The sequence below is a fragment of the Haloechinothrix aidingensis genome, assembly GCF_013450155.1.
GTDB lineage: Bacteria > Actinomycetota > Actinomycetes > Mycobacteriales > Pseudonocardiaceae > Haloechinothrix > Haloechinothrix aidingensis.
In genome coordinates, this window is sequence record NZ_JACCKD010000009.1 from 131088 (window position 1) to 156032 (window position 24945).

Here is a 24945-nt window from a genome sequence, read left to right on the forward strand (position 1 = left end):
TGCCCCTCACACCCGCGCCTGCCGCGGTGGCACCAGCAGGCACCGGGCGCCGACCGGCGTATGGCAGGATCACCCGGGTGCGTTTCCATGCCGATCTGCACATCCACTCCAAGTACTCGCGAGCGTGCAGCAAGGACTGCGACATCGACCACCTGAGCTGGTGGGCAAGGCGTAAGGGCATCACCCTTGTCGGGACGGGCGACTTCACCCACCCGGCGTGGTTCGAGCACCTCACCGAGAGCCTCGAACCGGCCGAACCCGGCCTGTTCCGGCTGCGCCCCGACCGCGACCGGGAGATCACCCGGACCCTGCCGCCCGCCGTCGGCGCGCACGACGTGCGGTTCATGCTCTCCGTCGAGATCGCCACGATCTACAAGCGTGACGGGCTCACGCGCAAGATCCATCACCTCGTCTACGTACCCGGCTTCGACGCGGCCGCCGAGTTCAACAGGCGGCTCGGCAAGATCGGCAACCTCGGTTCGGACGGCAGGCCCATCCTCGGCCTGGACTCGCGGGACCTGCTCGAGATCACCCTGGAGTCCGGCGACGGTGCCTACGTGGTGCCCGCACACATCTGGACTCCCTGGTTCTCCGTGCTGGGGTCGAAGTCCGGCTTCAATGCCGTGGAGGACTGCTATGCCGATCTCGCCCCGCACATCGGGGCCCTGGAGACCGGGCTGTCCAGCGACCCGGAGATGAACTGGCGGATCTCCGGGCTGGACCGCTACCGGCTGGTGAGCAACTCGGACGCGCACTCACCTCCGATGCTCGGCCGCGAGGCCACGGTGTTCGACACCGAGCTGGACTACTTCGCCGTACGCCGGGCGCTCGACACCGGGGACGGCCTGGCAGGCACGATCGAGTTCTTCCCGGAGGAAGGCAAGTACCACGTCGACGGGCACCGCAAGTGCGGCGTGCGCATGACGCCGGAGCGGACCCGTGCGCACGGCGGCAGCTGCCCGGAGTGCGGGAAGGCGCTGACCGTCGGGGTACTCAACCGCGTCACGGAGCTCGCCGACCGGGCCGAGGGGTACCGGCCGGACGGTGCCGCGGGCTTTCGCTGCCTCGTGCCGTTGCCCGAGGTGCTCAGCGAGATCCTCGGCACCGGCCCCAAGAGCAAGAAGGTGCTCACCGAGGTCGACAGGTTGACGGCCGCGTTCGGCCCGGAGCTGGCGATCCTGCAGGACGTTCCCATCGGCGACCTCGAGTCGCGCTCGGAGCTGCTTGCCGAGGCCGTGGCCCGGCTCCGGCGCGGCGAGGTACGCAGGCAACCCGGTTACGACGGGGAGTACGGCACCATCACCGTCTTCGAACCGGGTGAGGTGCGGAGGCGGTCCGCCGCGATGGCGCAGGCGTTGTTCGACGACGTTCCCGGCGCGGCCGGGACGCACGCTGCGGAGCCGACCACCGGGGTGCTCCCCGGGCAGGACGGGACCGGACAGCCGGAGCGGCCGTCGGCGGCCGCTCCGGAGCCGCGTGCGCAGCGGGCGACAGCACCACGGCCGGGCGAGCCGTCCTCGACGGGCTCGGTGCTGGACGGGCTCGACGCCGAGCAGCGCGCGGCCGCCGGGATCGTCGACGCACCGCTGCTGATCGTGGCCGGGCCGGGCACCGGTAAGACGCGCACTGTAACGCATCGCATCGCACACCTGGTCACCGAGTGCGGTGTGCCGCCGGGTGACTGCCTTGCCGTGACGTTCACCCGGCGCGCCGCCACCGAGATGACCCAGCGGCTGCTCGGGCTCGCGCCCCGGCACGCGGGCGAGGTGACGGTGGATACGTTCCACTCCCTCGGCGCGCGCATCCTGCGCGAGCAACACGCGCGAGTGGGGCTCGGCTCCCGGTTCGGCATCGCCGACCACGCTACGCAGCTCGCCGTGGCGACCGAGGTCGCAGGCGATGACAGGCGGGGACGCGATCTGCTGAAGCAGCTGTCCCGTGCGCGCCGCGCGGGCGGCGATCCGCAGCAGCCGCTGCCGGACGGTGCGCAGCGCTACCGCGCGAAGCTGCGGGAGCGGGACCTGGTCGACTTCGACGAGCTGATCGAGCTGCCGGTCACGCTGCTGGAGACCGATCAGCAGCTGGCTGGGCTCTACCGGGACCGGTACCGTTGGATCTCGGTCGACGAGTACCAGGACGTGGACGCCCAGCAGTACCGGCTGCTGTGGCAGCTCGCGGCGGAGCCCACCGGCGAGCCCGCGGGCAACCTCACCGCGATCGGTGACCCCGACCAGTCCATCTACCGGTTCCGTGGTGCCGACGTCGGTTTCTTCCTGCGCTTCCAGCGGGACTTCCCCGGCGCGCGGACCGTGCACCTGACACGCAACTACCGGTCGAGCACCGCCATCCTCGACGGTGCGCAGCAGGTCATCACGCCGGACAGCCTGGTGCCGGACCGGGCGTTACGGGCCGTGCACGGCAGCGACGGCGCGCGCATCGGCCTGCACCGGGCGTCCGGCACCGCGGACGAAGCGGCATTCGTGGCACGCGGCATCGAGCGGCTGCTCGGCGGTGCGTCGTTCCATGCCCTGGACAGCGGACACGTCGAGGATGAGGGCGACCAGGCACTCGGCCTGTCGGACTTCGCCGTCCTCTACCGCACCGACCGGCAGGCGGCCGCGATCGCAGAGGCGCTGACGCGCGCCGGCTTGCCGTTCCAGAAGCGCTCGCACGACCGGCTCGCCGACCGTCCCGGTGTGGCGGAGCTGCTCGCCGAGCTCCGGTACGTACCCGCCTGCGGTGACCCGCACGATGGCGGGAGCGGCCTCGCCGACCGTCTGCGGCGCGCGGCACGGGCCGCGGTCGACAGGCTGCCCGGGGCCGACCAGGCTACGACGGCTGAGCTGCACACCGCGGTCGACCTGCTGCTGCCACTCGCCGAGCGGTGCGACGGTGATCCGGAGCAGCTGTTCACCGAGCTGTCCCTCGGGGTCGAGGTGGACACCTGGGACCCGCGCGCCGACCGGATCTCGCTGCTGACCCTGCATGCCGCCAAGGGTTTGGAGTTTCCCGCCGTGTTCGTCGTCGGCTGCGCGGACGGCCTGCTCCCGCTGCGCTGGCCGGGTGACGGCGACGACGAGGAGTCCAGGCGCGAGGAGCGGCGCCTGCTGTTCGTCGGCATGACCCGGGCACAACGGTACCTCTACCTCAGCCACGCCACGGGCAGTGCCGCGAACGGGGCAGGCGGCAGCGGGGAGAGGTCACCGTTTCTCGCCGAGCTCGACGCGAGCACCAGCGAGTGGATCGGCGACCCGGCACCGCGCAGGAAACGGCGCGAGACGCAGCTCCGGCTGCTGTAGTGCTCGCGGACGCGGGACCGCCCGGCGACACGGCGCCTGACACAATGCGGGCGTGAGCATCACCGAGCGCGTTCTGTCCCCGCTGCTGTCGTCTTCGGCGGCCCGGCCCCTTGTCACGCACTACGACGAGGACCTGGGTAGCAGGATCGAGCTGTCCGTGACCACGGTGGCGAACTGGGCGGCCAAGACCGCCAACTGGTTGACCGAGGAGTTCGACATCGAACCGGGCGACCCGGTGTGCGTACGGCTGCCCGCCCACTGGCAGACCGCCGGTGTCCTGCTCGGTGCGTGGTGGTGCGGCGGCCATGTGGTGGCTGACCCGCAGGGTGCTCGTGTGGCCTTCGCCGCGCCGGGCGGCGAGGACGCCGTGGCGGCTGCCGAGGCGACGGCCGTCGTCGGCCTCGACCCGATGGGCATGGGCTTGGCCGAACCTCCAGCGCCGGGCGCGTTCGACTACCTGACCGAGGCCAAGCTCGCCGGGGACGAGTACACGCCGGTGCTTCCCGTCGGTGCGGACTCACCGGCCCTGCAGTCGATGACCACCGAGCAGGTTCTCGCTCGCGCCGCCGAGCTCGCTGCCTCCTACGGCATCGGCAAGGGGGACCGCGTGTTGTCCACACGCGACTGGTCGCTTCCGGACGGTGTGCTCAGTGCCGTACTGGCACCCCTCGCGGCGGGCGCGTCACTGGTGCAGATCACCGGTGGCACCGCCGACACGGTGGCCGGGCGCCGGAAGACCGAACACGTCACGGTCGACATCCCGGCACCCGGCTGACACCTCACTCCGGCGCCGACTCGGCTTCGCTCGTCGCCGCCGTGTGCGCGGCCGCGTGCTTCCGTGCCTTCCGGTTGGCACGGATACGCCCGAACACCAGGTGATCGACGGAGAACCTGCCACCGTTGAACCCGATGGCCAGAGCCGCGAGTGCCAGCGCCAGCTCCAGCGCGTAGCCGTCCACCAGGCCCGCGTCGAGCTGTACGTAGTAGATGGCGCCGAGCCCGATCACCGCATAGCCGATCCCCACGAGCGGCAGGAACAGGCCGATGACGAACGCGATCGAACCGACGACTTCGACGATCATCACGAACACCGCGGCAGCGGTCGGCAGGGGGACGCCGCTACCTTCCATCATCTCGGCCGTGGCGCTGACACCGGCTTCCCACTTGTCGATGCCGTAGGCGAGGAACACGACAGCGATCCCCACTCGGCCGATCAGCGCAGCGAGATCCTGGATGCGTCCGTACATCGTGCGCCTCCTTCACAGGATTGGCGTGGACGAAGATGCACGCACCGTACCGCACCGCATCAAGGCGATCGGTCCACGATGGTGCCCTGTCCGCCGAAAGTGTTCCACAGTTCCAGCGGGACGTCACCCCATCGCAACAGTGCCGCGCAAGCGCGGACGAAGGCCCGGGAAGCGCCTACTTGAGCAGTTGCTTGGCCATCACCATGCGCTGGATCTGGTTGGTTCCCTCGTAGATCTGGGTGATCTTGGCGTCACGCATCATCCGCTCCGCGGGGAAGTCACGCGTGTAACCCGCGCCGCCGAACAGCTGGACCGTGTCCACAGTGACCTCCATGGCGGTGTCCGAGGCGAACGTCTTGGCCGCGCTGGAGGCGAACGACGCGTCGGGCTCGCCACGCTCCACCTTGGCTGCCGCGCTGTAGACCATGTGCCTTGCCGCTTCGACCTTCATCGCCATATCGGCGAGCATGAACTGCACGCCCTGGAAATCGGCGATCGCCTTACCGAACTGCTGTCGCTCCTTCACGTAGGACACCGCAGCGTCCAGGGCGCCCTGCGCGATACCCAGCGCCTGCGCCCCGATGGTGTGCCGCGTGTGATCGAGCGTCGTGAAGGCCAGCCGCAACCCGTGGCCCGGCTCACCGATGATCCGGTCGGCAGGGATCGCGCAGTCCTCGAAGTAGATCTCCCGCGTCGGCGAGCCCTTGATCCCGAGCTTGCGCTCCTTGGGACCGACCGAGAAACCCGCGTCGTCGTAGCGCACCGCGAAAGCCGAGATCCCGTTGACCGGACTCGACGCCTGCGGATCGCTGACAGCCATGACCGTGTACCAGGTCGACTCCCCCGCATTCGTGATCCAGCACTTCGTGCCGTTCAACACCCAGTGATCACCATCGGGCACGGCCCTGGTGCGCATCGCGGACGGATCGGACCCCGCTTCCCGCTCGGACAGCGCGTAGGACGCCATCGCACCCGATGCCACGTCACCCAGCACCCGCTGCTTCAGGTCCTCGGAGGCCCCCAGGATCACGTTCATCGTACCCAGCTTGTTCACCGCCGGGATCAGCGACGACGACGCGCACACCCGCGCGATCTCCTCGACGACGATGTCGCCCGCCACCGCGTCGGCGCCCTGTCCCCCGTAGGCTTCCGGGATATGCACCGCGTTGAACCCGGTCTTGGTCAACGCCTCCACGGCCTCGGTCGGGTACCGTTCCTGCTCGTCGACATCGGCGGCGTACGGCGCGATCTCGTTCTCGGCCAAGTCCCGGACAGCTTCCCGTAGCTGCTCGTGCTCCTCGGCAAGCTGGTACACATTCACGTCGTCACTCACCTGCGCCACCTCATCGCCATTCTCGTCCTCGCCGACGCCACCGTCGTGGATCGTTCCGCTCGTCCTCGCCGACGCCACCGTCGTGGATCGTTCCGCTCGTCCTCGCCGACGCCACCGTCGTGGATCGTTCCGCTCGTCCTCGCCGACGCCACCGTCGTGGACCATGCCGCCCTCCCCACCGACGCGAGTATCGAGGGCTCGCGATCACGCGCGGAACGACCCACACGCATCCTCCCAGGCATGTTATCGCTCGTTCACTGCCTGCGGGGGTTGCGTTTCGTCACAGTCCGGCCCGTACCCAGCTCACTCACGCCGCACCCGTTCCTGAAGGGCGGCGTCCTTGTCGAGCACCGTGCGTTCGAGATCGGCCTGGAATCCAGCCATGCGCTCACGCAGCTCCGGGTCGTTCGCCGCCAGCATGCGCACGGCAAGCAGGCCGGCATTGCGCGCGCCACCCACCGAGACCGTCGCGACCGGCACACCAGCGGGCATCTGCACGATCGACAGCAACGAGTCCAGCCCATCGAGGTACCGCAACGGTACCGGTACACCGATCACGGGCAGCGTCGTCGCCGAGGCGACCATGCCGGGCAGGTGCGCGGCACCTCCGGCTCCGGCGATGATCGCCCGCAGACCCCGGCCCGCCGCGCTCTGGGCGTAGTCCAGCATGCGCTGCGGGGTGCGGTGAGCCGAGTACACCCCTACCTCGAAAGGCACGTCGAACTCCGCGAGCGCGTCGGCCGCCGCCTCCAGCACCGACCAGTCCGAGTCACTGCCCATGATCAGGCCGACCTGGGGTGCGTTACTGCCCACCGCCATCTGCACGCTCACCTTCCGTCACGGTGTCTTCTGCATACGTCGGATCATTGTCCGGCCGCCCCGCGCGCACGGCCAGTCGTGTGGCCACACGCTGACGGGCGCCCGCCGCACGTCCGGCACGATGCGACGCCGGGCTCGGCTGCCGGCGACCGGAGCCGGGTCAGCCGTGCACCTGGTAGCCGTCCTGCCAGTACCCGTTGGCGAGCCAGTGCGCGGCCAGCCTGGCCCGCTCGGTCAGCTCGGCGAAGCTGCGTCCCAGCACGTTCACGTGCCCGAGCTTGCGCCCCGGCCGCTCCTGCTTGCCGTACAGGTGTACATGCGCGTCCGGGAACCGCGCGAACAGGTGGTGCAACCGCTCGTCGATCCCCATCGCAGGCGACTCGGCCGCGCCGAGCACGTTCGCCATCACACACGCCGGTGCCAGTGCTTCGGTCGTACCGAGCGGGTAGTCCAGCACCGCGCGCAGGTGCTGCTCGAACTGCGAGGTCACCGCGCCGTTCATCGTCCAGTGCCCGGAATTGTGCGGGCGCATGGCCAGCTCGTTGACCAGCACGCCTTCCTCGGTCTCGAACAGCTCCACCGCGAGCACGCCGACCACCCCGAGCTCGTCCGCGATGCGCAGGGCCAGCGACTTGGCCTGGTGCGCGACGTCCTCGGCCAGCCCCGGAGCAGGCGCGAGCACCTCCGTGTTGATGCCGTCCCGCTGCACCGTCTCCACCACCGGCCACGCGGCGCCCTGACCGAACGGCGACCGGGCGATGAGCGCGGACAGCTCCCTGCGCATCGGGACCTTCCGCTCGACAAGCAGCGTCATCCCGGCTTCCAGCAGCTCGGTGACGAGCGAGTGCGCCTGCTCCTCGGAGTCGAGCATCCACACGCCCTTGCCGTCGTAGCCGCCACGCGCGGCCTTGAGCACGACCGGCCACCCGTGCGCCGCCGCGAAGTCGACGGCGTCGGCGACCCGGGCGACCGTGGCGAACGCCGGTGTCGGGCATCCGAGCTCGGCCAGCTTGGTGCGCATCGTCAGCTTGTCCTGGGCATGCAGCAGCGCCTCCGGCCCCGGACGCACCACGACGCCCTCCTCGCACAGCGTCCGCACGAACTCGTTGGGCACGAGCTCGTGATCGAAGGTCAGCACGTCGACGGACCCGGCGAACGAGCGCAGCGCGGCCAGGTCGGTGTGACTACCCGCGACGACCTTTCCCGCCACCAGCCCGGCTGACTCCCGTTCCCCCGCGGCCAGCACGCTCAACGACTGGCCGAGCGCGATCGATGCCTGGTGGGTCATCCGGGCGAGCTGGCCGCCACCGACCATGCCGACTACGGGGAGACCGGTTTGCATATCCATGTGACCGAACGTTCCTTCTTCCGTGCGCCGAGGGCCTTTCTCGCAGGTCGGGTACCACCCACGCCTCCTTCGTGGCGGCGTACCACCCTATCCACCCGGTTCGGGCGCGCGCCTACCCGACGGTCCGCGGTGCGACGTGGGCGACATCGCGAGCGGTATCGCAGGGGTCGCCGCCCCTCGTGGGTAGCGTAGCGCCGAGCGGTACCGGCACGAGCGGGTACACGCCAACGAGAGTGGGTCACGGCACTCTCCGGTGCGACTCCGCGCCGTCGCCGCCCGGCACGGCGGGCAGCGCGCGGTCTGCGATGTCAGTCCCGGCCCGGAGTGAACACGTCCGCTCGCGCCCTGTCGACCGCTGCCAGCACCGCACCGCGCAGCACGGGGTTGTCGTCCACCCGGCTGACCGCGATCGTCGGGGGATTGGGGCACATCGCGGCTGCGTGCCGCTGCACCCGCGTCGCAAGCTGCTCACCGCCCGCCCGACCGACATCGCCTGCCAGCACCACAAGGCCCGGGTCGAGCAGCACGCAGATCGAGGCGACGCCGACAGCGAGGCGGCCGGCCAGCTCGTCGAGCAGGGGAGCTGCCGCGTCCCCTGCCGTGACGGCCATCTCGACGGCCTCGGCAGGCGTGCGCGCCACGTACCCGCTCTCCGCTGCGAGCTCGAGGACCGTCTCGCCCCCGGCGAGCGTCTGGAACGCACCACCGATCGTGGGAAGCGTGCCGCTGCGTGGCGTGGCCACCGTGGCGGGCATCGGAGCACCGGGTACCGGTAGCCACCCGATCTCCCCGGCGGCGCCGGACCGTCCACGGTAGAGCTCACCGTCGATGACGACCCCGAGCCCGAGCCCGACGCTCAGCCACAGCAACGCGAAGTCGTTCGTCTCGGCCGCCGCGCCCCCGGCGCGTTCGGCGATCGCGGCGAGGTTGACGTCGTTCTCGATGATCACCGGACGGCGCAGGTCGCGCCGCAACGACTCGAGTACCCCGCCGTGCCAGCGTGGCAGGTCGAAGGAGAACCGCACGTCGCCGGTGCGCGGGTCCACCATGCCCGGTGTTCCGATGGCGAACGCCCGTATCCGGGAGAACGGCACATCGGCAGAGCGCGCGGCCTTGTCCACGACCTCGTGGACCACCCGGGCCGGTTCTTCCGAGCCGTTCGGGTCGACGGTCAGTTCCGACACGATGTGACCGGTGATGTCGGCGATGCCCGCCGTGACGCTGTCCGGGCCGATCTCCAGCCCGGTGACGTAGGCACAGGACGGCACCACCCCGTACACCGAGGCATTCGGGCCGCGGCCTCCCGGCCGGGTGCCGACGACCTCCACCAGCCCGCGGGACTCGAGCCTGGCAAGCAGCTGCGACGCGGTCACCTTGGACAACCCGGTACGCTCGCCCAACTCGGCACGGGTGAGCGGACCTGAGCTCAACAGCAGCTCCAACGCCGTACGGTCGTTGATCTCGCGCAGCAGCGTGGGGGTGCCCGGTCGGGCTGGCATCCGTGTCGACCCCTTCCATCTCGATCCGTTAACGACCCAACCATACTCTATTTTTTAGTAAAGTTTCCTGTTAGTTTTTCCACGGTCGGGAGACTCACACAGGACGCGGGGAGTACGGACGGACAAGGAGAGCCCTAGTGAAGACAGCGAAGATCGTGGCCCTGTCGGCCGGGGTCGCTCTCATCGCCGCGGCATGTGGCGACGGAGCAGCCGACGACCAGGCCGAGGCCCCTGAGGAGATCACAGTGTGGCGGCTCGGCCCTCCGGACGAAGATCACAACTCGTTCATGGCCGAGGTCAACGAGGAGTTCGAGGAGCAGCACGGCATCGCGGTCGAGGTCGAGTGGATCCCCTGGCCCGACGTCGACACCAAGTTCCAGGCGGCGGCAGCGGGCGGCGAGGGGCCCGACGTCACCGAGATCGGCAACACCCAGGTGGTGACATGGGCCAACCAGGGCGTACTCGCCGACATCACCGCGCAGGTCGACGACTGGGAGGAAGGGCAAGCCATCCCGGAGAACCTGTGGGAGAACGAGACCCTCGACGGCTCGATCCATGCGGTGCCGTGGCTCGGTGGCGTTCGTGCTGTCATCTACCGCGCGGACTGGTTCGACGAGCTCGACATCGACATCCCCACGGACTGGGAGGAGCTGCGCGCCGCCGCCGAGACGATCTCCTCGGCCAAGGAGGGCGTGAGCGGTTTCGAGATCAACGGCGGGTCCGACGCCATGCACGCCCTCGCCCCGTTCATCTGGGGCAATGACGGCGAGATCGTCGAGCGGGACGGCGACGGGTGGGCATCACGGCTCGACGAGCCCGCCGCGAGGGACGCCATCGCCTGGTACACCGACCTGGTCGAGCAAGGGGTGTCGTCCGAGGCTGCCGTGACCCGCGACTCGGTGGAGATCTCCCGGTTGTTCGCCAACGACAAGGTCGGCATGTTCGTCGACGGCTCGTGGGCCAAGAGCGTGATCACCGACACGGCCGAGGACCTCACCGACGACGCGATCGGTGCCTTCGAGCTACCGGCGCGGCACGGCGGCGCTGCCCCGCAGTTCGCGGGAGGCAACGACCTCGCGGTATGGGCAGACAGCCCGCACCAGGATGTGGCTTTCGACTACATCAAGCTGCTGGCTTCGAAGGAGAAGGTCACCGAGTACGCGCCGATCGCGGGCCTGCTGCCCGCCTACCCGGAGCTGCTGGCCGACGACACCTACGAGGAGGACGACTGGCTCGGCCCGTTCGCCTCGGCCATGCCACTGGGCAAGGCCTACGCTGTGGACGAGAACTGGGTCCAGGTCGAGGACTCGGTCGTGCAGCAGATGCTGAGTGACATCGTCCGCGGCGAGAAGTCCGTCGAGGAAGCCACGGACGCCGCGGCCGAGCAGATGGACGAGATTCTCGACCGGTGACCGGCACAGCACTACGATCCGGGACCCGTCGCGGCCGGGGCACCGCCCCGGCCCGCGGCGGTCCGCGACCCAGCGGGCCGCGGACCCAGCTCACGCCGTACCTGCTCCTTGGCCCCACCCTCGTGGTCATCGCGGGCCTGCTGCTGTATCCGCTGTACCGGATGCTGGTGATGTCCACCCAGGACGTCGGTCTCCGTGAGATCCGCGGCGAACCTGCCGAGTCGGTCGGGGTGGCCAACTTCCGAGAGATCCTCACCTCGGAGGTCTTCTGGCAGGCGTTACGCAACACCGTGGCCTTCGCCGCGGTCGCCGTCACCGCGACACTGGTGCTTGGCACGCTGGTGGGCCTGCTCATCCACCGGCTGGGCCGGGTGATGTCCACAACCGTGGTCATCTCGACGATGCTGGCCTGGTCGATGCCGCACATGTCGGTGGCGACGGTGTGGCGCTGGCTGTTCGACGAACACGGCGGGGTGGCCAACTGGCTGCTCAACCAGGCACCGAACTGGCTGACCGGTGCGCTGTTCGGGCGCGCCGACTGGAGCGGCTACTCCTGGTTCCTCGACCCACTACCGCTCTACTTCGTACTGACCCTGGCAGTGGTGTGGCAGTCGTTCCCGTTCATCGCCGTGTCGGTCCTCGCGGGTCTGAAGAGCATCCCTGGCGAACTGTTCGAGGCCGCGCGAGTGGACGGAGCGGGTCCGTGGCGAAGCTTCTGGCAGGTCACCTTCCCGCTACTCAAGCCGGTCTTCGCGGTGCTGCTCGTGCTGTCGATCATCTGGGACTTCAAGGTGTTCACCCAGTTGCACGTGCTGGCCGGCGGTATCGGTAACCCGGCTACCTACAACCTGTCGCTGTACGCCTACGCGGAAGCGTTCCGATCCCCACCCCGGATGGGTCTCGGTTCGGCGATCGCGATCGTGCTCGCCGTGATCCTCCTCGTCATCACCGTGTTCTACGTGCGGCAGATCGTGCGGCAGGAGGATGTCCGATGAAGCCAATGGCAGGAAAGCGGACCAACCGCGTCGCCCTCAACGCCGCCGCCGTCGCCGTCATCGTCTTCTCCGTCTTCCCGGTGTTCTGGATGGTCTCGACGGCGTTGAAGACCAACGAGGACATCTTCACCACCGACATCGTGCTTGTGCCGACCAGCGTGACCTGGACGCACTTCCGGGAGATCTTCACGGAGGGAATCGGCAACACATCCCTGTGGATCTACCTGCGCAACAGCACCGTCGTCGCGCTCGGCGCCGTACTGTTCGGCTCGGCCGCTGCGCTACTGGGCGCGACAGCGGTGGCCCGGTTCCGCTTCCGGTTCCGGGCCTCCTTCCTCATCATGCTGCTCATCGTCCAGATGGTTCCGCACGAGGCACTGCTCATCCCGCTGTTCGTGATGGCACGCGAGGCGGGACTGACCAACCGGCTACTCGGCCTGGTCATCATCAACGTGGCATTCACGCTGCCCTTCGCGATCTGGATGCTGCGCACCTTCGTGGCGGCCGTGCCACGGGAGCTCGAGGAGGCCGCGGAGATCGACGGCGCCTCCCGGTTCCGCACGTTCATCTCGATCCTGTTCCCACTGGTCGCTCCGGGCCTGGTGGCGACGAGCATCTTCTCGTTCATCACCGTCTGGAACGAGTTCATCTTCGCGTTCACACTCATGGCAGACGAAAGCGGTTACACCATGCCTGTCGCATTACGCTGGTTCATCGCCCGGGAAGGCATCGACTGGGGCGGTGTCATGGCGACATCCACCGTCATGACCATCCCCGTGATCATTTTCTTCCTTTTCGTGCAACGGCGCATGGTGTCCGGCCTGGTCGCCGGGGCGGTGAAAGGATGACGCCCGCCGACCCCACCCTGCACCGGATGGCCGCTACCACGCTGCTCGCCCCGTTCGCAGGCCCGAACGCACCGGGCTGGTTGCGCGAGGCGATCGCGGACGGCCTCGGTGGTGTCTGCCTGTTCGCCATCAACGGCAACGTCACCGACACCGAGCAGCTGACGTCCCTGTCGACGACCCTGAACTCGTACGGGCAGCCGGTCATCGCCATCGACGAGGAAGGCGGCGACGTCACCCGGCTCGCTCACGCGACCGGCAGCCCCTACCCCGGCAACGCCGCGCTCGGCGCCATCGACGACACCGAGCTCACCCGAGCGGTACACCGCTCGCTCGGTGCCGAGCTCGACGACGTCGGGATCAACCTCAACCTGGCTCCCAGCGGGGACGTCAACACCGCGACGGACAACCCCGTGATCGGCACCCGCTCCTTCGGTTCGGACGCCGCGCTGGTGAGCAGGCACACCGGCGCGGCGGTGCGCGGGTTGCAGGAGGCGGGAGTCGCCGCGTGTGTGAAGCACTTCCCCGGGCACGGGGCCACCCGGCAGGACTCGCACCACGAGCTTCCCACCATCGACATCTCCATGGACATGCTGACCAACCGCGAGCTCGCCCCCTTCCGCGCAGCGGTCACCCAGGGAGCCCAGGCGATCATGACCGCGCACGTGCGGGTACCCGCGCTGACCGGTGCGGACCCCGCGACGCTGTCGCCCGCCGCGCTGGACGGCCTGTTGCGTGAGCGCATGGGCTACGACGGCCTCATCGTCAGCGACGCACTCGAGATGCAGGCGATCAGTGACACCGTCGGGGTGTGCGAGGGGGCCGTGCGGAGCCTGCTCGCCGGGGCGGACCTCCTCTGCCTTGGCGCGGTGCAGGGCCCCGACGTGATCCGGGCGACAACACAGGCCATCGTGGACGCGGTACGGAGCGGGCGGCTGCGGGCCGGGCGGCTCGAGGAAGCGGCCTCCCGGGTACGGCGGCTGCATGCCTGGCGAACCACGGCCGGGCGAGCCGCGTTCGACGGCTCCATCGGGCTCACGGCCGCGCGGCAGGCGGTACGGGTGACCGGTGAGCCTGCCCCGCTGCGGGAGCCGCTCGTCGTGGAGATCCAGACGCCGAACTCGATGGCGTCCGGGAGCCTTCCCTGGGGTATCGCGGCCTGGCTTCCCGGGTCCGACGCCGCCCGTGTGGAGCCGTCCCGGTGCACGCCGCACACCTTGCTGGAGAGCGCGCGGGACCGGTCACTGATCATCGCGGTGCGCGACGCGCACCGCCACAAGCAAGCCCAGGACCTGATGTCGACCCTGCTCGCCGCCCGGCCGGACGCGACGGTCGTGGAGATGGGGCTGCCGACATGGCAGCCCCCGTGCACCGCCTACGTCGCCACGTACGGGGCGGCGGCGGTGAACGGCAAGGCAGCTGCCGAGCTTCTCACCACCGCCGCCCGGTAGGGCCTGTCCGGCATCGCGGGAACGGTTCGTCAGCCGCCGGAGTCGACGCGCTGCCAGACTCCCCACGGACCACCCGTTCCGGGCTCGTCCCCGCGAGTCCACCACTGCGCGCGGTACACCACGCCCTGATGGCTCACCTCGTCACCCGCGTAGTACACGGTGGACTCGTCCCACTCCGCGGGCCCGGGATCCGGGTCCGGCGGGTCACCGGGATCGGATCCGTCGTCTCCGAACACCACGTCGTGGCAGGCGTAGAAGGCGTTCGCGGTGTCCGCGACGGTCCAGACGGCCAGGATGAGGTGCTGGCCCTCCTTGTCGTTCGGCAGGGTGCCGGTGTGCGAGTACTCGAACGGCGGCTGCCCGCTGAACGGGACCGTGAGGAAGGGCGTGGGCTCCAGCATGTCCCGGGTGAGTGGCCGCGCCGGGTCGTAGCTGTCGTTGGTGACGAAGTACTCGAACTTCTCCGTGGAATGCGCCGCGGTGAACGACCAGCTGAACTCGTGCTCGGCTCCGGCTGTGAGCTGCTCGGTCGGCCACTGCCCGTCGCGCGGGTCGTCGAGCGCGGCGAACGACTCGTTGCCCGCCGAGCAGATCCGGCCGTCCGCGGGGCCGGTCTCCGGGAACCCGTCCGGGCCCTCCACGCTCTGGGGCTCGTACCGGATCTGGCCACAGCCGGTCACGGTGCCGTCGGCGCAGTGCAGCTGCCGGCTCGTCGGGCTGTCGGTATAGCCGTGCGCTGCGGCGGGCGCGGCACCCACGAGTCCGAGCGCGACGGTGGTGGCCGCACCCGTGAACATCGCGACCCCCACGCGCGCGGCGGTTGAGTGAGTCATGACGGTTCCTTTCCCTCGGTGCTTGTGCGGAAGTCGGGCTGCAGACGACCGGGCGGGCCGGGGCGGTTCCCGGGTACGAACCGGGGAACCGCCCCTGTGTCTGGCAGTAGCGCCACAGGTGGGCACGTGCCGGCGAGACCGCGCGGCACGTGCCCGGACAACACCCGTGGTTCAGCGCCCTAGGGCAGTGCGTCGGCGAGCGTCGAGGTCAACGTCGCGTTCGCGTCGTCACCGTCGAGCGACCACATCATCGACCCGCCGAGACCGCGATCGGTGATGTACTCGGCCTTGCGCTCGAGCATGGCCGGATCGTCGTAGCTCCACCACTCGTCACCGTCGTAGAGCCACAGCGCACCGTTCTCGTCGTCGCGGAAACGCTGCCCCGGCTTGTCCTTGAGCACGTGGTAGTCCTCGATACCCTGCTCGTAGGTGCCGTCCGCCGGTCCGGCCGCGTCCTGGTACAGACCGTCGTTGGTGCCCGGCACGCCGGACCAGCCCCGCCCGAAGGCAGGCACCCCGAGGACGATCTCGCCCGGATCGGCACCCCCGTCCAGGTAGGTGGTCACGGCCAGGTCCGCGCTCCACCGCTGCGGCGTCGGATCGCCCGGCGGGGAGAACAGTTGTGCCTGGTGGTTCGTCTCGTCGTCCCACGCGCCGTGGAAGTCGTAGCCTTGCACGGTCGCGTAGTCGAGCGCGTCGAACACCCCGCCGATCTCGATGCCTGCCTCGATCTTCTCCGGAGCGGCAGGCAGGAACGCCGTCAGCTCGTAGTGCTCGCCGGTCTCGGCGCCGAGCTCGTCCAGCTGCCGCCGGAACTCCTCGAGCAGGAGCGTGTAGTTCTGCTTGTCCTCCGGCCTGATGACGTTGCCCGGCGCGCCTTCCGAGCCCGGCCACTCCCAGTCCACGTCGATACCGTCGAAGACGCCCGCGGCCGCGCCATCGGGCAGGCCGGGCACGTTGCCTTCGATGAAACGGTCGACACAGGACTCGACGAAGTGCTCACGGGACTCCTGTGTCAGCGCGGCGTCGGAGAAGTTCCCCGACCACGTCCACCCGCCGAGGGAGAGCATGACCTTCAGGTCCGGGTGCTTCTCCTTGAGCTCGGCGAGCTGGTTGAAGTTGCCACGCAACGGCTGGTCCCAGGAGTCCGCCTCGCCGTCGACGCTCTCCGCCGCGGAGAACGCCTTGTTGTAGTCGGCGTAGGCATCCCCGGTCGCGCACTCCAGGTTCTGGTCGACGTCGGCGAAGGCGTAGTTGATGTGCGTGAGCTGCCCGGCCGCTCCAGAGACGTCCACGTCCTTGACCAGGAAGTCACGGTCGTAGATTCCCCACTGCGTGAAGTAGGCCACTCGGGTGTGCCCGTCCGGAGGATCGTCGTCCCGTCCCGGGGTCGTCGCGCTGACCTCGCCGGACGGAGCGGACTCCGCTCCGGTGTCGTCCACCGCGCTGACCCGGTAGTAGTACGTCGTCTCGGGTGAGCGTCCCGAGTCCGAGTAGGAGGAGACGGCGATGTCCTCGGCCACGAGGGTGCCGGCTCCGACCTCGAATCCCGGCTCGGTCGACCGGTAGACCTTGTAACCGTCCACGTCGGGCTCCTCGTTGTCCGCCCAGGTCACGTCGACCTGGCTCGGACCGGACGCGGTCGCCGACACGTCCTCCGGCGCCGCCGGTGGCTCCGGGTCGGGGTCGGGGTCCGGATCGGGGCTTCCGTCAGCCGGTACGACGCTGATCGCCGAGAGCGTGGCGTAGCTCGCCCCACCATTCATCGTGAAACCCACCGAGAGCCGGCCGTCCGAGACGGTCGTGATGAACGAACGGTCGCACGCGGTCAGCGCACCGCACTCGGCATGGATGTCCACCCCGGTCAGGACCGTCTCCGAGCCGCTGTGCACATCGAACACCCGTTGCCCGGCGGCCGTCGCCCAGTCCTCGACCATCTTCAGCGTGACCTCGTACGAGCCGTCCGGCACGTCGAAGGTGTAGCCCGACCCGCCGTCGAAGTAGTTGTAGCTCTGGTACAGCGCATCATCATCGGTACCGGCGATGGACTCGCCGGTCGAGCCCGACCCGTACACCGTGCCGAACCCCCATTCCCCCTGCCGGTAAGCCCGGTCGGCCGACCACTGCCTGCCGTCGGCATCGTCGTAGTCGGCACCGTTCGCGTTCACACGTACCGGGACCTGCGTCTCGGTCGTATCGGCCCCCTGTGCCACCGGGGCGACCACACTCAACGGCACCACGATCGCGGTGACCGCTGCGGCGAACGAGCTCGCCCTGCGAGCCGGCCGCCGTCGTCGCCAGAGAACAGCCAGCCGATTAGAGATATCTCTGCTCATGAGCTTCCTTACAGACCTGTCGTCACGAGCGCACCGCGCACGCCACTGCCGCGTCGCGCCGCGCGGGCGCTTCGCGGGATGCCCGGTGGTCAGCGCCGGAACCGAACCGGATCGGATCGGTTCCGGCTGCGCTCAACTCCCTGATACCGCCTGTCCGGCGCAGGAGATCGGCCGTGCTCGGGGTGGCGAGTGCACCCGCACCGCACGGCCGCCCGCGCCGTGCCGCCACACGCGAGCTTGGTGCCCGCGACGTGCCGACCAAATAGTTAACTTTCTTTACAATTAACGTCGCATCCTGCGGTTGGCACCTCCCTCGGGTTCGGCTCGTTCCACCCGGCCCGGTCAAATCTTTTAGGAAAGTTTCCTAAAAGAGTGATTATCGTCACGCACGCACGTCGCCCGTGTCAAGGCATACGAGTAGGGCCGAAGGTCGGGTAACCGTTCAGCGGCGCACCGTCGAGCGCACCCGAACCGGGTCAGCCCTGGCTGAGTTCCTGGAGCAAGGCACAGGTATCGGCGTAGGTCGAGCACAGCCTGCTCACCCGGATCCGCGCACCGGCAAGGCCGCTGAGCTCGGGGTCGGCGAGGAATCGCTGGTTCGCCTCACGGCGCACCGCCACCGCGCGGTCGGCCGGCCCGGTCGATCGGTCGGCGAGCACCGCGATCGTGGACGGGCCGAGCACCGCGATGCTCTCGCCTGCGTCGAACACCGACCTGAGTACGTCGGCGATCAGGATCATGCCGGTCAACCTGGGCCACCCGGTGACATCGGTCAGATCGACCGACACCGTGAGCAGCACGTGGTCCTCCGGCACCGAACGGCCGTCCCGCGCGGCGCGGCCGTAGACCTCGGCCAGCCGGGTCCGCAGGTACGCCGCCGTAGGCAGCCCGGTCAACGAGTCCGTGACCTCGGTGTGGGCCAGCTGATCCAACGCGACGTCGGCCCACGCCACCGCGGTGACACGCACGAACCGCGCGGGGGTGGCATCGATGTCCGGGTCGGCGAACCCGCCCGGGGACCGGTCCGTGTCGAGTACCGCGTGCAGTGCGGCGAGGTCGGCCAGGGTCTCCTCCAGCCCGGCGCCCGAGGCCGCACGTGCCCTGCCGAGGCCGGACAACGCCCTGTCCGTCACGCCCTCGCGCATCACCGTGGCGCACACCGTGTCGACCTCGGGCAGCGCCCAGTCACTGGGGAAGCGCCACCCGGACGCGAGGCTGGCGGTGCGCCAGCGAGCGCGCAACGCGCGAAGCGCTCCGGCCTCGTGTTCCCGCGACTCCTCGTCGACCTCGGCCGTCGTGTCGGATGCAGCGTCCTCACCGCCCGAGTACGCTCCCGAGGCAGACCTGTCAGCCACAGCCTGTACCTCCACAGTGATGATGCGTTCGTGAAGGGAGACGAAATCACATTCTCGTCGTGACGGGAGACCGCGATACGAATTCGCACCGCCCCGCCGGCCCTGGGCCGTTCGGTGGACCCGGAACGCGACGCTCGCCCGGCGCTCCGTCAGACTGAGGATGGCAACCCGTCCCATCGGGTGGCCCACGACAGGACCACCCACGACAGCACTATCCCAGCACCGGTAACAGCACCGTACGCGCCGGCGCGGGACCGGCCCGCGAACGTCATGCCAGGAGGAGGCCAGTGTCGACGGTTCCAGCAGAGCCAGCCGGCGCGAGCGATGCCGAGCTGATCGCCTCCGTCCGCGAGGGTGACCTCTCCGCGTACGGCACGCTCTACGAGCGCCACGTCTCGGCGGCGAACAACCTGGCACGGCAACTGGCCAGGTCCTCGACCGAGGCGGACGATCTGGTGGCGGACGCCTTCGCCAAGATGCTGGACACGTTGCGGGCCGGCAAGGGGCCCGACTCCGCGTTCCGCGCCTACCTGCTCACCACGCTGCGTCACTCCGCATACGACAAGACCAGGCGAGACCGCAGGGTGGATCTCAACGAGGACATGAGCTCGGCCACCGGCGAGGTCGGCAACGCGCTGACGGTGCCGTTCTCCGACACCGCGGTGGCAGGGCTCGAACGCAGCATGGCCGCGCAGGCCTTCGCCCGCCTCCCGGAACGCTGGCAGGCCGTGCTGTGGCACACCGAGATCGAGCAACAGTCCCCCGCCGAGATCGCGCCCCTGCTCGGCCTGACAGCCAACGGCGTGTCCGCGCTCGCCTACCGCGCTCGCGAAGGGTTGCGGCAGGCATACCTGCAGGTCCATCTCTCCCAGACATCGGAAGACCGCTGCAGGGCCACCGCCGACCGGCTCGGCGCGTGGACCCGTGACGGGTTGTCCAAGCGGGAACGCACGCAGGTGGAGGCCCACCTGGACGAGTGCGACAGCTGCCGCGCGCTCGCCGCGGAGCTCGCCGACATCAACGGGGCCCTGCGTGCCGTCATCGCACCGATCGTGCTCGGTGGGGCCGTACTCGGTTACCTCGCGACCGCCGGAGCCGCCAAGGCCTCGGCGGCGGCCGGGGCGGCCGGGACAGCCGCTGCCACCACGGCTGCCGGAGCCGCGTCGGGAGCCTCGGGCGGGGCCGGTGCGGCCGGTGGGGCCGGTGCGGCCGCGGGAGCGCCGCGCCAGTTCATCGGCGTCGCCGCGTCGGCGACCGCGGTGGCGGCGGCTGTCGCCGTCGGCATGGTCGCAGGCGGCGACCAGAGCATCCCGGAGGCACAGCAACCGGCTCCCCAGCAGCAGGAGCAACAGCCGCAGGAGGAGGACCCCCAACCACCGCCGCCGCCCCCGGACGAACCGGACTCGCCGGATGCACCACCTCCGGAGGATCCTCCAGAGGACCCGCCGGAGGTGGACGACCCGGAGCCTCCGGACCTTCCTCCACCGCCCGCCCCGGAACCGGAACCGGCACCCGAACCCGCCCCCGCACCCGCGCAGCTGGACGTGGCAGGCCCGCCGGGCGGCGTCGAGCTCACCCCTGGGGGCGAACCCACGGATGTGCCCATCACCGTGCGCAACGACGGGGAGTCGCCGTCCGAGCCCGCCACGGTCACGCTCACGCTGCCCGAGGGGGTCGTCGCCGAATCGCATCCGAACGGCGGCAGCCAGCCGATGGGTGCCTCGGCTGCCCGGCCGGCCACGGCACCGCACACGGGCGCGCGCACCCAGCGGCAGGACACCGGCGGCTCCGTGATCCGGTGCCCCGGCGGCACGGGCACCGTCTCCTGCGGCACCGAGGAAGGGCTCGACCCCGGCGAGTCGGTGACCCTGCTGTTCCGCCTGTCCGCCGATGCCGGCGCCGAGCCCGGCGAGATCACCGGGACCGTGGACAGCGGCGACCTGGCAACGGTGCGCATCACCATCGCCGTCCGGCTGGACCCCCCTGCGGACGGGGTCGCGGTCACGGCGCGGCCGTTCGGGCACGGCGTGTCCGGCTCCGGTAGCGGCAGGCTCTCGCACATCACGGTGACGAACACCGGCGAGACCACCAAGCGCGCGTCGCTGCACATCGATGCCCCCGCGACCGTGTTCAGCTGGCAGACACCATGGCGTATGACCTGCACCTCCACCGCGGAGGAGACACGCTGCAAGACGCAGGACGCCCTCGAGCCCGACGACACGGTACGCGTCTGGACGCTGGTGCAGAACCGGTACGACCCGTGCGCGAACGACACCGTCACGGTGACCGGCCGCATCGGGATCGCCGAGGACAGCGACACCGTCACGGTCGGCTCGTGGTGGCCGTGCGACGTCCCACCGAGCACGCCACCGGACGAACCGACCACGCCGTCGTCACCGCCGGTCCCGCCGACACCGGATACGCAGGCGACGACACCACCGGCCCTGCCGACCCCGCCGAGCGCGCCACCCTCCGGCTCGCCGCCGGACGTGCCGCCCACGGCCGGCACCACGCCTGCCACCCCGGAGACCTCGCCGTGGCAGGGCCCACCGACCTGGCCGCTGCCGCCCAGCTGGTCGAGTTTCCCGACCGGACCGGGTCTCGTGCCGTCAGGATCACCGGGGATGCCCAGCGCACCGGGCAGTGACAGCCCGCACCCGCACTCGCCACCCCGAACACGCTGACTCGTGCCTGCGCGACCTCGTAGACTGCCTCGGGTGACTGTTGGTGACGCGCTCCTGCCGCATGTACCGCCCGTGCTGCGCCCGGTCCTCATCCGGCACAAGGAGCTGGTGAAGTTCGGGTTCGTCGGCGGTACCGCGTTCCTCGTCGACAACGGCGTCTGGTACCTGCTCAAGCTCACGGTCCTCACCGAGAAGCCCACCACAGCCAAGGCCATCGCGATCCTCGTGGCCACGATCGTGTCCTACGTCCTCAACCGTGAGTGGTCCTTCCGGACCAGAGGGGGGCGGGAACGGCACCACGAGGCGGCGTTGTTCTTCCTGATCAGCGGTGTAGCGATCGTCATCAACCTGATCCCGCTCCTGATCTCCCGCTACGTACTCGACCTCGGGGTCCCGCACGTGTCGCTGTTCGTGCAGGAGGTCGCCGACTTCACGGCGGGCTCGGTGATCGGGATGCTGCTGGCGATGGCGTTCCGGTTCTGGGGCTTCCGGCGGTGGGTGTTCCCCCGCGGGTACTCCCCGGACGACGACGCCCCGCTGCCGGTGGCAGGCGGCAGCGCCACCAGCCACGTCCCGTGAGTGACCCGCCGCGGGGCGGAGATGCCCTGCCGGTCAGCGCGGGGAGCTCTGCTCCGGCCAGTCCACCCCGGCGATCTCGGTGGACTTCGGCACCCGCAGGAAGACACTGAACGTCGCGGGACGCTGCGCGGACAGCTCGAGCCGCCCGCCGTCCGCTTCGACCAGCGCCCGGGCCAGGGCCAGGCCGACCCCGGTGGATCCTGCGCCGGACACTCCCCGGTCGAACATATGCGGCACCAGGGCGTCGGGAATGCCCGGGCCGGTGTCGGACACCTGGATCACCACGGTGTCGTCGCGATCACGTGGCCGCGCGGACAGCGTGACCGGGCCCGCCCCGTGCCGCTTGGCATTGTCCAGCAGTACCCCGATGACCTCCCGCAGCCGAGCCGGGGTCGCCCGCACCATCAGCCCGGGCGCGATGCGCAGCTTCAACGTCCGGCCGTCCGCCTGCAGGACCGCGCGCCACTCCTCGGCGATCCGCGGAAGGGTGGTCGACAGCGGGAGGGGCTCCGCGCCCGACTCGCGCGCGGCCCGGGCTGCCGCGAGCAACTCGTCCAGGACCTGCGCCAGCTGGTCGGCCTGCTCCTGGGCCGCCCCCGCGTCCTCGACCACCTCGGCGTCGGAGTGCATGGTCAGCGAGTCGAGGCGCAGCTGCACGGCTGTCAGGCGGCTGCGTAGCTGATGGGAGACGTCCCCGACGAGCTGGCGTTCCCGGTGTACCAGGCTGGCCAGCGCGCTGGCCGAGCTGTCCAGCGTCTCGGCGACCTGATCGAGCTCCGGCACGTCGTAGCGCTGCGGGTCCGGCCGGAAGTCCCCCGCGCCCAGCAGGGCCGCACGCTCGGCGACATGGTGCAACGGTCGCACCAGCCTCCTGGCGGTCACCCCGGCGACCACGGTTCCCGTCCCCACGGACAGCACCGCGAGCAGCAGCACCGCGATCGTGACCTGCGTCTGGCGCGCGCGGAGGGGCCCGACCGGGGCCGCGAGCTCCAGGGAGGCGCTGTCGAGCAGCTCGACGCGTTCGACGATCTGCTCACCGTCGTGCTCGGCGCCGTAGGTCAGGTCCGGCCTGCCCGGTAGGCGCACCGTGAGCGACTCGTCGTCGCGCACGGCGAGTCGCACCCGGCTGAGATCAAGATTCTCGCCCTGCTCCACGCGGTCGTTCAGGCTCGCGGCGATCCGTTCGGCACGCGAGCTCAGGTCGTCGCGGGTGATGTTGTGCACCAGCTCCCACGCGGTCACGCCGAGCGGTATGCCCAGTGCCGCCGCGGTCACCGTGACCGCGAGCAGGATCGCGAGCAGAATGCGCCTGCGCACTACCGGCCCTCAGGTGGTGTCGAAACGGAACCCGAGGCCCCGCACCGTGGCGATGCGTCTCTCCAGGTCCGCCTGACTCATCGTGTGGTCACCCCGGCCGTCGATCTCGCCACTGGCGATCGCCAGTTTGCGCCGCAGCCACGAGATGTGCATGTCCAACGTCTTGGTCGTCTTGGTGTCCAGATCGTTCCAGACCTCGGAGAGGATCTCCTCACGGGAGACCACCTGCCCTGCCCGTTTCATCAGGACCCTGAGCAGCTCGAACTCCTTGTTCGCGAGTTGCATCTCGGTGCCGTGCACGGTGACGACCCGCGCACCCAGATCCATCCGCACGCCTCCGGCTTCCAGCACCTCCGGGGACCGGCGGCGCAGCAGCGCCCGAATCCGCGCGAGCAGCTCCGCGAGGCGGAACGGCTTGGCGACGTAGTCGTCGGCGCCCGCGTCGAGCCCCACGACGAAGTCGACCTCGTCGGTTCGCGCCGTCAACATGAGCACGGGGACATCCGAACCGCAGGCGCGCAACCGCCTGCACACCTCCAGCCCGTCCATCTTCGGCAGCCCGAGGTCGAGCACGAGGAGGTCCGTCGGGTACTGCTTGGCCGCCTCGAGAATGCCGGGGCCGTCCTCGAGAACCTCGACTTCGTACCCCTCCCTGAGCAGCGCGCGGGACAGCGGCTCGGCGATCGCCGGATCGTCCTCACCAAGTAGTACCTTGCTCACCTGACTCACTCTACGACGTACCCTCGTGAAACTATCGTGACCGTGGCCGATCACCGCACAGATTCCGAACTCACGACTATGCTGGCCGCCGCGGCCGACTCCGTCACGCTGGACCGGTTCCGCGCCAACGACCTCGCCGTGGACCGCAAACCGGACCGCACACCCGTGACCGACGCCGACCTGGCTGTGGAGGACGCCATCCGGGCACTGCTCGCCGAGCACAGGCCCGAGGACCTCGTCGCAGGCGAGGAACGGGGAGGCGACCTGGACGCGCTGGCAGGCAAGCGTGTGTGGGTGATCGACCCCATCGACGGCACGAAGGGCTTCCTGCGTGGCTTGCCGGTGTGGGCCACGCTGATCGCACTGGTCGACGACGGCACGGTGACATCCGGCATGGTCAGCGCACCGGCGCTTGGCCGGCGCTGGTGGGCGCATACCGGCAGCGGCGCCTACACCGACGACGGGCACGGTCCGCGGCCGATCGCCGTCTCGGGGGTCCGGTCGCTTTCCGATGCGTTCCTTTCCACCACGAACCTGGCCACCTGGGGCGAGTACCACTCGCGTGCGGCGTACGAAGCGCTGGTCGACGCATGCTGGGAGAACCGCGCCTTCGGGGACTTCTGGCACCACTGCCTCGTCGCGGAGGGTGCCATCGACCTCGCTGCCGAGCCGATCGTCAACCCGTGGGACATCGCCCCGTTCGCGATCCTGCTCAGCGAGGCGGGCGGACAGCTGACCGACCTGTCCGGTGTCGCCCGGCTGGACGGCGGGAACGCGTTGTCCTCGAACGGCAGGCTGCACGCCGAAGCCCTGACGATCCTCGAGGCCGGGCGCGCCCACTGACCGGACAGGGCGAGCCGAAGGGCCCCTCGG

At 69.9% G+C, this 24945-nt stretch carries 19 protein-coding genes; 9 read left to right on the plus strand and 10 right to left on the minus strand.

What is annotated here, in order from left to right:
* The first annotated feature begins 77 nt into the window (after window positions 1-77).
* Both H0B56_RS20975 and H0B56_RS20980 read left to right on the plus strand, forming a co-directional pair.
* Entirely contained in the window at window positions 78-3299 is a 3222-nt protein-coding gene (locus H0B56_RS20975) for a UvrD-helicase domain-containing protein (protein WP_180894820.1), read from the plus strand.
* 52 nt (window positions 3300-3351) lie between these two features.
* Window positions 3352-4074 carry a TIGR03089 family protein gene (locus H0B56_RS20980; RefSeq protein WP_180894821.1) on the plus strand — a complete coding sequence of 241 codons (723 nt, stop codon included), beginning with the start codon at window positions 3352-3354 and terminating at the stop codon, window positions 4072-4074.
* Window positions 4075-4078: 4 nt separating this feature from the next.
* Here the strand turns inward: H0B56_RS20980 and H0B56_RS20985 are convergent, their stop codons facing one another.
* From H0B56_RS20985 to H0B56_RS21005, 5 genes are all read right to left on the minus strand, one after another.
* Window positions 4079-4546, minus strand: a complete 468-nt coding sequence (locus H0B56_RS20985; RefSeq protein WP_180894822.1) for a DoxX family protein — start codon at window positions 4544-4546, stop codon at window positions 4079-4081.
* A gap of 175 nt (window positions 4547-4721) precedes the next feature.
* A complete protein-coding gene (locus tag H0B56_RS20990) occupies window positions 4722-5861 on the minus strand; it encodes an acyl-CoA dehydrogenase family protein (protein WP_343063997.1) in 1140 nt (379 codons plus the stop codon).
* 321 nt (window positions 5862-6182) lie between these two features.
* Window positions 6183-6698, minus strand: coding sequence for a 5-(carboxyamino)imidazole ribonucleotide mutase (purE, locus tag H0B56_RS20995; protein ID WP_180894946.1), 516 nt, complete (start codon window positions 6696-6698; stop codon window positions 6183-6185).
* A gap of 160 nt (window positions 6699-6858) precedes the next feature.
* On the minus strand, window positions 6859-8046 hold the full coding sequence (locus H0B56_RS21000; protein WP_180894824.1) for a 5-(carboxyamino)imidazole ribonucleotide synthase: 1188 nt from the start codon (window positions 8044-8046) through the stop codon (window positions 6859-6861).
* A gap of 308 nt (window positions 8047-8354) precedes the next feature.
* Window positions 8355-9545 (minus strand): ROK family transcriptional regulator, encoded by a 1191-nt coding sequence (locus H0B56_RS21005; protein ID WP_180894825.1) that lies wholly within the window; start codon window positions 9543-9545, stop codon window positions 8355-8357.
* Between the two features lie 137 nt (window positions 9546-9682).
* Here H0B56_RS21005 and H0B56_RS21010 point away from each other — a divergent pair, with 137 nt between their 5' ends.
* From H0B56_RS21010 to H0B56_RS21025, 4 genes are read left to right on the plus strand one after another with little or no spacing between them, the layout of a single operon-like run.
* Window positions 9683-10957 carry an extracellular solute-binding protein gene (locus tag H0B56_RS21010; RefSeq protein ID WP_180894826.1) on the plus strand — a complete coding sequence of 425 codons (1275 nt, stop codon included), beginning with the start codon at window positions 9683-9685 and terminating at the stop codon, window positions 10955-10957.
* On the plus strand, window positions 10954-11952 hold the full coding sequence (locus H0B56_RS23090) for a carbohydrate ABC transporter permease (protein ID WP_219632988.1): 999 nt from the start codon (window positions 10954-10956) through the stop codon (window positions 11950-11952). Before H0B56_RS21010 ends, H0B56_RS23090 begins: the two co-directional genes overlap by 4 nt.
* On the plus strand, window positions 11949-12800 hold the full coding sequence (locus H0B56_RS21020; protein WP_180894827.1) for a carbohydrate ABC transporter permease: 852 nt from the start codon (window positions 11949-11951) through the stop codon (window positions 12798-12800). The genes H0B56_RS23090 and H0B56_RS21020 overlap by 4 nt, the downstream gene beginning before the upstream one ends.
* A complete protein-coding gene (locus H0B56_RS21025) occupies window positions 12797-14248 on the plus strand; it encodes a glycoside hydrolase family 3 protein (protein ID WP_180894828.1) in 1452 nt (483 codons plus the stop codon). The genes H0B56_RS21020 and H0B56_RS21025 overlap by 4 nt, the downstream gene beginning before the upstream one ends.
* A gap of 29 nt (window positions 14249-14277) precedes the next feature.
* Here H0B56_RS21025 and H0B56_RS21030 read toward each other — a convergent pair whose 3' ends face one another.
* The 3 genes from H0B56_RS21030 to H0B56_RS21040 form a co-directional block, all read right to left on the minus strand.
* On the minus strand, window positions 14278-15081 hold the full coding sequence (locus H0B56_RS21030; protein ID WP_180894829.1) for a lytic polysaccharide monooxygenase: 804 nt from the start codon (window positions 15079-15081) through the stop codon (window positions 14278-14280).
* Window positions 15082-15260: 179 nt separating this feature from the next.
* Entirely contained in the window at window positions 15261-17417 is a 2157-nt protein-coding gene (locus H0B56_RS21035; protein ID WP_180894830.1) for a glycosyl hydrolase family 18 protein, read from the minus strand.
* Window positions 17418-17893: 476 nt separating this feature from the next.
* Window positions 17894-18772 (minus strand): GGDEF domain-containing protein, encoded by an 879-nt coding sequence (locus H0B56_RS21040; RefSeq protein WP_425484566.1) that lies wholly within the window; start codon window positions 18770-18772, stop codon window positions 17894-17896.
* 287 nt (window positions 18773-19059) lie between these two features.
* On the opposite strand from H0B56_RS21040, the gene H0B56_RS23345 reads away from it, so the two are divergent.
* Both H0B56_RS23345 and H0B56_RS21050 read left to right on the plus strand, forming a co-directional pair.
* Entirely contained in the window at window positions 19060-21456 is a 2397-nt protein-coding gene (locus H0B56_RS23345; RefSeq protein WP_180894831.1) for a sigma-70 family RNA polymerase sigma factor, read from the plus strand.
* A 33-nt stretch (window positions 21457-21489) separates the two neighbouring features.
* A complete protein-coding gene (locus tag H0B56_RS21050; RefSeq protein WP_180894832.1) occupies window positions 21490-22035 on the plus strand; it encodes a GtrA family protein in 546 nt (181 codons plus the stop codon).
* A gap of 33 nt (window positions 22036-22068) precedes the next feature.
* Here H0B56_RS21050 and H0B56_RS21055 read toward each other — a convergent pair whose 3' ends face one another.
* Entirely contained in the window at window positions 22069-23352 is a 1284-nt protein-coding gene (locus H0B56_RS21055; protein WP_180894833.1) for an ATP-binding protein, read from the minus strand.
* Window positions 23353-23361: 9 nt separating this feature from the next.
* Window positions 23362-24072 carry a response regulator gene (locus tag H0B56_RS21060; protein ID WP_180894834.1) on the minus strand — a complete coding sequence of 237 codons (711 nt, stop codon included), beginning with the start codon at window positions 24070-24072 and terminating at the stop codon, window positions 23362-23364.
* Between the two features lie 78 nt (window positions 24073-24150).
* Between H0B56_RS21060 and hisN the strand changes: the two genes are divergently transcribed.
* Window positions 24151-24915, plus strand: coding sequence for a histidinol-phosphatase (gene hisN, locus H0B56_RS21065; RefSeq protein ID WP_180894949.1), 765 nt, complete (start codon window positions 24151-24153; stop codon window positions 24913-24915).
* Window positions 24916-24945: the final 30 nt, after the last annotated feature.